The organism is Campylobacter showae CC57C, assembly GCF_000344295.2.
Taxonomy (GTDB): domain Bacteria; phylum Campylobacterota; class Campylobacteria; order Campylobacterales; family Campylobacteraceae; genus Campylobacter_A; species Campylobacter_A showae_B.
This window is the reverse complement of sequence record NZ_AOTD01000253.1, coordinates 1-10,463: the sequence shown is the minus strand read 5'-3', so window position 1 is coordinate 10,463 and position 10,463 is coordinate 1. Positions and strand designations below refer to the sequence as shown.

13 protein-coding genes are annotated in these 10,463 nt (G+C 49.0%); 12 read left to right on the top strand and 1 reads right to left on the bottom strand.

The window, feature by feature from the left end; translation table 11 throughout:
- The 12 genes from H740_RS10395 to H740_RS10340 form a co-directional block, all read left to right on the top strand.
- The coding region (locus tag H740_RS10395) for a Kae1-like domain-containing protein (RefSeq protein ID WP_002953715.1) at window positions 1-365 on the top strand (365 nt) is incomplete at its 5' end.
- Between the two features lie 51 nt (window positions 366-416).
- On the top strand, window positions 417-830 hold the full coding sequence (gene nikR / locus H740_RS10390) for a nickel-responsive transcriptional regulator NikR (RefSeq protein ID WP_002953714.1): 414 nt from the start codon (window positions 417-419) through the stop codon (window positions 828-830).
- 132 nt (window positions 831-962) lie between these two features.
- Window positions 963-2,147, top strand: a complete 1,185-nt coding sequence (nhaA, locus tag H740_RS10385) for a Na+/H+ antiporter NhaA (protein ID WP_002953713.1) — start codon at window positions 963-965, stop codon at window positions 2,145-2,147.
- Window positions 2,148-2,151: 4 nt separating this feature from the next.
- Complete coding sequence (locus H740_RS10380; protein WP_002953712.1) at window positions 2,152-3,435, top strand: DUF2157 domain-containing protein; 1,284 nt, start codon at window positions 2,152-2,154, stop codon at window positions 3,433-3,435.
- The gene (locus H740_RS10375) at window positions 3,432-3,959 is read left to right on the top strand and encodes a GDYXXLXY domain-containing protein (protein WP_002953711.1); all 528 of its coding nucleotides are present in this window, start codon (window positions 3,432-3,434) and stop codon (window positions 3,957-3,959) included. Before H740_RS10380 ends, H740_RS10375 begins: the two co-directional genes overlap by 4 nt.
- A gap of 235 nt (window positions 3,960-4,194) precedes the next feature.
- Window positions 4,195-5,001 carry a hydrogenase nickel incorporation protein HypB gene (hypB, locus tag H740_RS10370; RefSeq protein ID WP_002953710.1) on the top strand — a complete coding sequence of 269 codons (807 nt, stop codon included), beginning with the start codon at window positions 4,195-4,197 and terminating at the stop codon, window positions 4,999-5,001.
- Window positions 5,001-5,315 carry a HypC/HybG/HupF family hydrogenase formation chaperone gene (locus H740_RS10365; protein ID WP_002953709.1) on the top strand — a complete coding sequence of 105 codons (315 nt, stop codon included), beginning with the start codon at window positions 5,001-5,003 and terminating at the stop codon, window positions 5,313-5,315. Before hypB ends, H740_RS10365 begins: the two co-directional genes overlap by 1 nt.
- Complete coding sequence (gene hypD / locus H740_RS10360) at window positions 5,312-6,409, top strand: hydrogenase formation protein HypD (protein ID WP_002953708.1); 1,098 nt, start codon at window positions 5,312-5,314, stop codon at window positions 6,407-6,409. The genes H740_RS10365 and hypD overlap by 4 nt, the downstream gene beginning before the upstream one ends.
- Window positions 6,410-6,421: 12 nt before the next feature.
- The gene (gene hypE, locus H740_RS10355) at window positions 6,422-7,471 is read left to right on the top strand and encodes a hydrogenase expression/formation protein HypE (protein WP_002953707.1); all 1,050 of its coding nucleotides are present in this window, start codon (window positions 6,422-6,424) and stop codon (window positions 7,469-7,471) included.
- Between the two features lie 145 nt (window positions 7,472-7,616).
- Window positions 7,617-7,958: a hydrogenase maturation nickel metallochaperone HypA gene (gene hypA, locus H740_RS10350; protein WP_002953706.1), complete on the top strand. Its 342-nt coding sequence runs from the start codon at window positions 7,617-7,619 to the stop codon at window positions 7,956-7,958.
- A gap of 131 nt (window positions 7,959-8,089) precedes the next feature.
- Window positions 8,090-8,380 (top strand): hypothetical protein, encoded by a 291-nt coding sequence (locus H740_RS10345; protein WP_002953705.1) that lies wholly within the window; start codon window positions 8,090-8,092, stop codon window positions 8,378-8,380.
- A 72-nt stretch (window positions 8,381-8,452) separates the two neighbouring features.
- Complete coding sequence (locus H740_RS10340) at window positions 8,453-8,998, top strand: hypothetical protein (RefSeq protein WP_002953704.1); 546 nt, start codon at window positions 8,453-8,455, stop codon at window positions 8,996-8,998.
- A 618-nt stretch (window positions 8,999-9,616) separates the two neighbouring features.
- On the opposite strand, the gene H740_RS10330 is transcribed toward H740_RS10340, so the two are convergent.
- Window positions 9,617-10,463: YhdP family protein (locus tag H740_RS10330; RefSeq protein WP_002953702.1), on the bottom strand; the 847-nt coding region annotated here is incomplete at its 5' end.

Genomic DNA, 10,463 nt, shown 5'->3' with positions numbered 1-10,463 from the left:
GCTACGAGGGCGAGGCGGGAATGAGCCTGGAGACGCTTTATGACGCAAATTTAGACGTCAGCTACGAGTTTGAGATCAGGGATGACAAAATTTGCTTTAAAGAGGCCTTTAAAAGAGTTCTAAAAGACGATGCAAAAATGGCTGCCACGGGCTTTATAAAAGGGCTCGCAAAGCTCGTAGCAGACGTAGCTTGCTCGCAGTCAAACGATATCTTGCTCGCAGGCGGAGTTTTTCAAAATAAGGCCCTGCTTGAAAATGTAATTTTAATTCTTAAGCAAAAAGGTAAGAAGTATTACATAAATAAGAACTTTTCGTCAAATGACTCCTCGGTAGCTATCGGTCAGATCGCGCTTACGTTAATTTAAATTAAAGTTTTCTGATGTATAATAACTAATAATTTCTTTAAGGAGGCGATAGTGGAAAACATCATAAGATTTAGCGTTTCGTTGCCAAAGCAGTTATTAGACGAACTCGACAACAAAATAGGCGCTCAGGGCTATGCTTCGAGAAGCGAATTTACTCGCGATCTGATTAGGGAAAAAATAGTAAATGACAGCTGGAAAGACGCGGACGAGGATCTCATCGGCGTTTTGACACTCATTTATTTGCACCACCAAAACGACCTCGTCGTAAAAATGATGGACATCGAGCATCAGGCAAATTTGCACATCGCCTGCACGACTCACGTCCATATAGATCACGATAACTGCCTGGAGACTCTGATACTTCGCGGCAAAGCGGGAGCTATCGAGAAATTTTCCGAAAAAATGGGCGGACTAAAAGGGGTTAAATTTTCAAAACTAACCAAGGCTGCCGTCCCGCGCTCATAATGCTTAAGATGCGGGCAAGCTTGATAAGCCATATCAAATTTGCCCGCAAAAATCTCTTTTTTTATCGCGCATTTAGCCCTTTGATGTTAAAATTGCCGGAATTTATCGCTATTTTTATCCTAAGGCTAAAATTTGAAACATATTTCTTTTAAAAATTTCGTCCAAAACGAGGCGAGCTCGGGTATCTTGCTCATACTTGCCGCGATTTTTGCGATGATATTTCAAAACGGTTTTTTGAGCGGATTTTACAACTCCTTTTTACGCATAAATATGGGCGTGGTTTTCGGCGAATTTAGCCTGCAAAAGCCGCTTGTTTTGTGGGTAAACGACGGGCTCATGGCGGTTTTTTTCTTTCTTTTAGGGCTTGAGCTAAAGCGCGAGATAGTCGAGGGCGAGATGCGAAATCCCGCTCAGATCGTGCTACCTATCGTGGGCGCCGTCGGCGGCATCGTCATGCCCGCGCTCGTTTTTTACGCGTTTAACCACGCCGATGCTTTCGCGCTAAAAGGCTGGGCGATCCCGACTGCGACGGACACGGCGTTTGCTCTAGGTATCATAATGATTTTAGGCAAAAGAGTGCCGGCGAGTCTAAAAATTTTCCTCGTGACGCTATCTATCATCGACGACGTTTGCGCTATTTTGATAATGGCGATATTTTACAGCGGACATCTCTCGGCTATGTCGTTTATGGTTGCCGGAGCGGCTACTTTGGGGCTTTTGGCTTTAAATTTAGCCGGCGTAAATAAAAAAGCCTGCTACGTGATTTTGGGCATTATCCTTTGGGTGAGCGTGCTAAAATCGGGCGTGCATGCGACGTTAGCGGGCGTCGTGGCGGCATTTTTCATACCGCTTAAGGCAAAAGATGGCGAGGGCTCGATGCTAAAACAGATCGAGCACGACCTGCACGGTTATGTCGCCTTTTTCGTGCTACCGGTGTTTGCCTTCGTAAACGCTGGCATCTCGCTAAAAGGCATCGGGTTGGAGCAGATTTTCCACCCCGTATCGCTGGGCGTCATATTGGGGCTGTTTGCGGGCAAGCAGCTAGGGGTGTTTGGATTTTGCTTTCTTGCGATCAAATTTAAGCTCGCAAAGCTACCCAAATACTGCAATCTGGCTCAGTTTTACGGCCTTTGCGTACTTACCGGCATCGGCTTTACGATGAGTCTTTTTATAAATTCGCTCTCCTATCACGACACCTACGAGTTCGCGTACGCAGATAAGCTCGCGGTACTTATCGCATCGGTGATCTCGGGCGCGACGGGCTATGCGATGCTCTACTGGGCTGGGCGACACAGGATAATGAAATGCGTGGAGTAGAAAAATGATGATATTTCATAAAAATTTTCTCGCTGACGAACTTGCGAAGTGGCGAGAGGACGGGCTAATAAGCGACGAGGCGGCGCGCAAGATAGCTGCTAGATACGATATAGATTTATCGAGTGCAAACGAGCGGCGAAGCTTTATATTAAAGCTCGTTGCGTATCTGTTTTTGGCGCTTTCGCTATTTACGCTTGTGGGCGCAAACTGGGAGGAGCTGCCGCGCGCCGTGAGGCTAATCATCGTGCTTGGCATACTTGCGGCGGTAAATTTTAGCGGAGTTTTGGCGCAAAAAAACGGCAAAGAGACGCAGGCTACGACGCTGTTTTTTTTAGGGAACTTTTGCTACGGCGCGGCGATCGTTTTAGTCGCGCAAATTTACCATCTAGGCGAGCATATGCCTAACGGCGTGCTGCTGTGGGCGGTCGGAGCTTTGGCGCTTGGGCTTGCTACGCGCAAATCCATCATCACGCTTCAGGCTCTTATTTTGGGGCTTGTTTGGTTTTTGATGGAGTTTGAGTTTAGCGGCGTTTCGCACGGATTTTTGCTATTTATCGTAGCTAGTGCGGCCGTACTTTGGCGCGATGATTCGCGGCTACTTACGGGCGCGCTTTTTGCGAGCGTGTTTACTTATATCGTCTCTTTCGTGCTTTACGAGCGGTATTTTATGACGGATTTGCGCGTGGACGATGCGTTTTACGGCGTTCATTTTTTCGCGCTTAGCTACTGCTTGCTCGCGGTTTGCGCTTCGTTTTTACTTGAGAGAGCGGGTAAATTTGAACTCGCGTTTTACCTTAAAAACATTGGCATCGTCTGCGGCGCCGGCATCTTGTGTTTTGATATGTCGCTTTACGAGGACTTGCATTTTTCGCGTCCGTGGCCTTACGGCGCCCAGAACTACGAGAATGTTTTGAACGGCGTTACATTTTTAAAAAGCGTGTTTGGAGCGTTGTTTATGGCTTTTTGCGCAGCCTCTTTGGGGCTTGCGTTTTACTTTAAAAAATACGCCGCCGCAATAGTCGGAGCGCTTTTGGTCGCGCTACCGTTTATCTTAGACGCGTTTGCGGGCTACGAGGAGGGCGTGTTTTCGCTCATCGGCGTTTGCGTCGCGGTCGCTCTCATCAAGCAAAATAATATGAAATTTGGCATCGCGCTCATCTTTTGGGTGGCGTTCGTGCGATATGTCGATCTAGTCGGCGATTACGTCAGTGCTAGCGCACTGTTTTTGGTGTTTGCGCTCGTGGTGCTCGGCGTGTCTAGGATCTCTAAAAAAGGGAGCGCGAGATGAAACTAAAGCTGATTTTTGCGGCCGCGGTATTTCAAATTTTAGCCGTGATAGCGATGCTTGCGTATGCGTACGCGCCGATTTATTTTGGCAAAGAGATCTTGCTGCGAACTACGGTTTACGATCCGCGCGATATGTTTCGCGGCGACTACGTACGCCTTAGCTACGGCTTTGCAGGCATTTACGAGCTGGACAAAAGAGATTCTAATTTAAGCAAAAGGCAGCAACTGCACGGCACAAAAATTTACGCTATCTTAAAGCAGGACAAAGACGGCAGGTATAAATTTGACAAATATAGCTTCGAGCGACCTAACGGCGGGACGTTTTTGGCGGGCAGAGTTGATTATAATACCGCAAATTTCGGTATCGAAGCTTTTTTCATGCCGCCTAAAAAAGCGCAGCAGATGGAGCGAGATATGATGGAGTTTAACGCCACTGCCGTAATCAGCGTGATGGATAACGGCAAAGCTCGTATCAAAGATATCGTGCTAGAAAAACCAAACGTGGGCAAGTCTCGCGGACATTAAATTTATCGGCAAAGATGGCTAAATTTGACTAGGCTAATCTGAAGTCAAATTTAGCCTGAGCCATAGAATTTGACGCGGCTTAAATTTGAGTCAAATTTAACCTCTCGCCGCTACCGCAAAAATCTCAAAATATAAATAAAACGCAACGAAATAATATCCGCAAGGTATGAAACTAAAGCGGGATTTTAACATCTAAGAGTATAATAATCCCAAAAAATCGCTAAGGAGAAATAAAATGTGTAAAGATTGCGGATGCTCGCTCAGTGGACACGACCACGCCCACACTCACGCGGACGGTACGACTCACTCGCACGCTCACGATCACGGCGCCGAGCACGGACACGGCGCGGCTCACGAGCATAGCCACGGCCACGCGCACCCAGCGCTAAACGACAGCAAAACGGTTGAAGTGATAACGAAAATTTTATCCCAAAACGACGAAGAGGCCGCGCACAACCGCGCGCATTTGGATGAGCACGGAATTTTATGCGTAAATCTCATGAGCAGCCCCGGCAGCGGCAAGACAACGCTACTAGAAGCTACGATAAAAAGCGGTAAATTTAAAATCGGCGTCGTCGAGGGCGATCTAGAAACCAACCAAGACGCCGACCGGATAATAAAAGCTGGCGGCAAAGCCCACCAAATCACGACCGGGCAGGCATGTCATCTCGATGCCTTTATGGTGCACGAGGGGCTTCATCATCTGCCGCTAGAGGGCCTTGATGTAGTTTTCGTAGAAAACGTCGGCAACCTCGTTTGCCCCGCTAGCTACGACGTTGGCTCGCACTTTAACGTCGTGCTGCTCTCAGTACCTGAAGGCGACGATAAAGTGGCTAAATACCCGGTCATGTTTCGCGCCGCCGATCTCATCGTGATAACCAAAACTTCGCTATTGCCGCATTTTGAATTTGACGTGAAAAAAGTCGTCAAAGAGGCTCGCAAGCTAAATCCGAAGGTCGATGTTATCGAGCTAGACGCAAAAACGGGCGAAGGCATGGAGAAGTGGCTAAATTTCTTAAAATTTAAAAAAGAGCTTAGATAATGTGCCTCTCAATCCCGTCAAAAGTGGTCGCGATCGACGAAGATAACGTCGCTACCGTCGAGACGCTAGGCGTGAGTCGCCGCGTGAGCCTAGATCTCATCGCCGAGCCCGTAGCCGTGGGCGAATACGTACTCATCCACGTCGGCTACGCGATGGAAAAAATCGATACGAAATTTGCGCTAGAAAGTATCGAAATCTACCGCCAAATCGCTAAAGATATGCAAAGCGGACAAATAAGCACCGACGAAGGCGACGCGGGATTAGGCGCTATGCAAGAGGCGGCAAACGAGCCAAACGCAAAGGAAAAAGCGTGAATCTAATCAATGATTTTCGCGATAAAGAGCTTATTTTAGCGCTTTCAAAACTCATCAAAAAAGAGAGCGTAAAGCCGCTAAATATCATGGAAATTTGCGGCGGACACACGCACTCGATCATGAAATTTGGCCTACCGCAGCTAGTGGGCGAACATATAAATTTCGTCCACGGCCCGGGCTGTCCCGTCTGCGTGATGCCAAGGAGCCGCATCGACGAGGCTATCAAGCTAGCCCAGATGCCCGGCACCATCCTGTGCACTCTAGCCGATATGCTCAGAGTCCCCGGCTCAAACACCAGTCTGCAAAAGCTGCGCGGCGAGGGTTGCGACATCAGAGCGCTATATAGCCCGCTAGACTGTATCAAAATCGCGCGGGAAAATCCCGAAAAGAGCGTGATATTTTTTGCGATCGGGTTTGAGACGACGACGCCGATGAGCGCAAATTTGGTCCAAAAGACGATAGAGCTCGGGCTAAAAAATCTATTTTTCCACATAAATCACGTTACCGTCCCGGCTCCCGTGCGAGCGATCCTAAATGATAAAGACGTCAAGATCGACGCGTTTTTGGGACCTAGCCACGTGAGCGTGATCACGGGATACGGCATATACGAGAGTATCGCGGCCGAGTATAAAAAACCTATCGCGGTTAGCGGATTTGAGCCGCTTGATCTGATGGACGGCATCCTAAACCTCGTCCGCCAGCAAAACGCAGGCACGCACGAGGTCTATAACGAATACGCAAGAGTCGTTACGCGCGAGGGCAACGTAAAAGCGCAGGAACTCGTAGCTAAATTTTTCGAGCCGTGCGACTTCTCGTGGCGCGGTCTTGGTATGATCGCGCAAAGCGGTATGAAGCTGCGCCCCGAGTACGCGAAGCTTGACGCAAGGGTCAAATTTGACTGCAGCGTGCAAAGCAAAGGCGAGAGCAAGGCCTGTATCTGTCCTGAAATTTTACGTGGGCGAGCAAAGCCTTTTGACTGCAAAATTTTCGCCAAAGCCTGCACGCCAAAAACCCCGGTGGGTTCGTGTATGGTCTCTAGCGAGGGCGCATGTGCGGCATACTACAAATACGGCGATGTCAAAAGCGCGGGCTAAGAGGAGGCAAATTTGAGCAAGATAATGCTAAGCCACGGCGGCGGCGGCGAGGAGATGAACTCGCTCATAAACGAGACGATTTTTAGGATATTTGATAACGAAATTTTGCGCGAGAGCAACGATAGCGCGATACTAAATTTCAGCGATTTTCGCGCAGACGAGAGCGCAAAACACTCCACAAATTCGGCGCCTAATTTTAACAGCAAACTAGCCTTTAGCACCGATAGTTTCGTGGTTACGCCGATATTTTTTAACGGCGGCGACATCGGCAAGATCGCAGCGTGCGGCACGATAAACGACCTGGCTATGGTGGGTGCTGAGGCAAAGTACCTAAGCTGCGCGCTCATCGTCGAGGAGGGCCTAGAGATAGCCGAGTTAGAGCGCGTGCTAGGCTCGCTAGCCGTGGTCGCTCGCGAAAATGGCGTGCGGATAGTTTGCGGCGACACGAAGGTCGTACCGCGGGGCAAATGTGATAAAATTTTTATCAACACGAGCGGTATCGGCGAGATCGTCTGCGAGGGCGTGGAGCTAAAAAGCCTGCGCGCCGGCGCAAAGATCCTGATCTCGGGCGACGTGGGCAGGCACGGCGCGGTGGTGCTGGCTAGCCGCGAGGAACTCGATCTGCAAAGCGAGCTAAAAAGCGACTGCAAAGCGCTAGTAGGCGTAGTAAAGGCGCTGATAGAGGGCGGCGTAAAGCTTCTTTGTATGCGCGACGCGACGCGCGGCGGACTCTCGGCCGTACTAAACGAATGGGCGAAATTTAGCGACCTAGACATCCTCGTTCGCGAGGAGGATATCAAGGTTAGCGACGAAGTGACGGGCGTTTGCGAGCTGTTTGGCTTTGAGCCGTACGAGCTAGCTAACGAGGGTACCTTCGTGCTAGCCGTCGATGAAAAAGACGAGGCGCGCGCGCTTGAGATTTTGCGCAAATTTGACGCTAATGCGGCTTCGATTGGCGAGATTTTAGGCGCTGCAAACGGCCGCGTCATCTTGCAAAATGCATACGGCTCGAAGCGCTTTTTAGAAGCGCCAAAGGGCGAGCTGCTACCGCGAATATGCTAGGCACAGCAATGGATAGATCAAATTTAATCTCATTGACTTTTGAGGCTTGGACGACACGAGAGCGGGCTCACAAAATTTATCAAATTTACGCCCTGGGCGCGTCCGCACAAATAAAATCCGCTCTGTCCGCAATCAAGGAAATCCGATGCACGAACTAAGCATAGTCCAAAGCCTAGTCGCGCTTTGCGAGAAAAACGCCGCCGCAAACGGCGCGAAAGAGGTTGTGCACCTTGAGGTTCGTATCGGGCGGCTAAGCGGCGTTGAGCCTCACTATCTAGAAAGTGCGTTTGAGGTTTATAAAACGGGCACGATTTGCGAAAATGCCGAGCTTGCGATCATAGTGCAAAACGTCGCCGTGGAGTGTAAAAGCTGCGGTTTTAGCGGCGAGCTTAGCGAAAACGACTTCACCTGTCCTGCTTGCGGCTCGCAGGAGCTTGATGTCACGGGCGGCGAGGATATGCACCTCATGCGCCTTGAGATGCGGTGATTTTGCCGCAAATTTTAGCTCAAATTCGGTGTTTAAATTTGAGTCGATTTTTAAAATTTACTTCCAAAAACGCGGCCCCCTATTGATTTGCCCCTCTAAAAAGCGCCTAGATAAATTTAAAAGGAAGCTAGATGCCTAAATATTCATTTAAAACCATAGAGCAAATGCTGCTAAAATGCGTACTTGAGGGCGGCGAGCCCGAGCTTAGCTTTCGCCTGCGAGGCGCAGAGTACATGATCATCGCCTATGCGGATCGCTGCTCGTTTCAAAGGTGCTCGGACGAGCTTGGCGCAAACGCGAGCGGCGAACGGTATTTCTCCACGCTACAAGAACTCTACACCGCGCCGCAGATAGACGGACGCTCGCTAGAGGAGCTTTGGAGCGAGGCGGATGATTTTTACTGCTTTGATTTTGAGCTGTGAGACCGCGAGATTTGTGCGGCGAAGTCAAACGCGCAGATAAATTTGAACTAAATAAATTTTGAAATGAAATAAATGGGTTCTGCTTGGAATTACAGCGCGAAAGAGTGCAGCGCGGACGGTAAATTTAGCGCGGAATTTGATGGTCTCGACCTAGCCATGGGCGCGCCGAGTTTGGGCGAGCTACGGCTTTACGCGAGCGCGGAGTTTTTGCGAGGCGGCATAAAATTGCAAAGCTGGTTTAACGGCGACGCGAGCGCTGAGGCACAAGGTTTAAATTTGAAGCGCGAAGAAAGCGATAGTAAGAGCGAAAACGTAAAATTTAGCCAAAGCGGCGAGATTGAGCAAATTTTACTTAGCGAGCAGGCTACGGCGTGTTTTACGTTTTCGGACAATTCACGGTTTTTGGCATTTGCCGAGTGGACGGCTGATAAAATACAGCTTGTAAAGGTGCTGCGGCTAGCGGACATGAGCATAAAAACCGTTGACGGGCTCCAAAGAGTTGCGGAGTTTTTGTCTTTTAGGGACGGTTTGCTGGAGATTTTGGACTCGCCGATTTTTATGTCCGCAAGCTTCTGGGTGGACGTTCGCGAGCTTTTTGATGATGAGATCAAAAGCTAAATTTGCCGCCGAAAACCGTCCGAGCCGCTAGCGATAAAATTTAACGATAAACCGCAATCTAGGCAAGATAGCGCCGAGTGTTAAAGCTAGCCGTAAATTTGTAAAAAGCATACAAAAATCTACGATCGGCACGCTGATTTTATGGTGGCCTTTTTTTGCCTTGAGCGCGTTTGGCGCGTCTGTGTACTAGATCTACGCCTGGTTTATCTTGCTAGCTTTGGCGCCGTTTTTATTAAATTTGACGCGGGCGCGATTTTGGCTTTGCGGCGCCAAATATCGCAGCGATATTTGGCGTTTTGCTTGCCGTTTTAGCGCCGTATGCGACCTATAAAGATTACGAATTTATAGGAATTCGCAGCGAGTCTAGTCTATTTTAATGGTGAAATTTTTGCTATGCGGTCATTGACGCTGCGATTTTGGGCTTTATATTTGACTTAGTTTTTCGCGCGGAGATGCTGTTTTTGTCGTATTTAACCGCGCGCTGTTTTGCTATAATTTTGATTAAATTTGCCAGGAGCCCGCGAACACCTTGCATAGGCGAGCTGCGCTGGGGTATCAAATTTGGCTTCAAATTCAACCCGCAAACTAGCGGCGCAGACGCCTGGAAGCTCGTCAAATTTACTCAAATATCAAAAACGGCGCTTCAAGTACGTTTCTGATTATTTTAAACGGCGAAAGTAGCGCGTCTTGCAGGATTTGCGTCGAGTACTGCGGCTTTTGCAGCGTTCCGCGCACCTTGATGACTGTCGAGAGCGTGCGGTCTTTGCCCAGCACGATCTGATTTATGAGCGGGATTTTGTCGATGATGGAGCTAGCGTCCTTTAGCAGCTTTAGCTCCAGATCCACGTCGATCTCTTTGGTCGCGAGATTTATTGTACCGTGACCGCCGATATCGGCACTCGAGCTCTCTAGCTCGATGGCTAGGAATTTTAATACATCGCCTTTTTTTTCAAACAAAATTTTGCCAAATTTCACGGGATACCCGTCCGCGCCAAAGTCTGGCGTCTTAAACACGAGCAGGGATGGCACGGAGTTTAAAAACGTCAGAAGCTGATTGTAGAACGTGTAGTCTTTTAGCGTGGCGCCGATTAGCCTTACTTCGCCCTTAAAATCATCGGTGCTAGCCCCTAAAACGCGCATTTTAAAGCTGCCACCCTCAAAGCTTTTGATGTTAAAGATCGAGTTGATAAACTCGCCCCTGATGTCGTTTGCCGACATTTCAAATTTTTTGTCCGATTTTATGAGCGAAAAGTTACCGCGAGCGGGCTTTGCATCAAATCTCACCGTCCCACCCGCGCTCTGGCCGCTATATGCTAGCAGATCTAGAGTCGCGTTGAAGTCGTTTAAAATCAGCTTTGAGCCCTTGGCCTCAAACTCGATGTCGCCGTCTTTGTCGGTCAAATTTTCGTCGCCGCTAAGCGCCAGGTCAAGCTCTTTTATAAAAAGCTCCGTTTTGCCGCCGGCG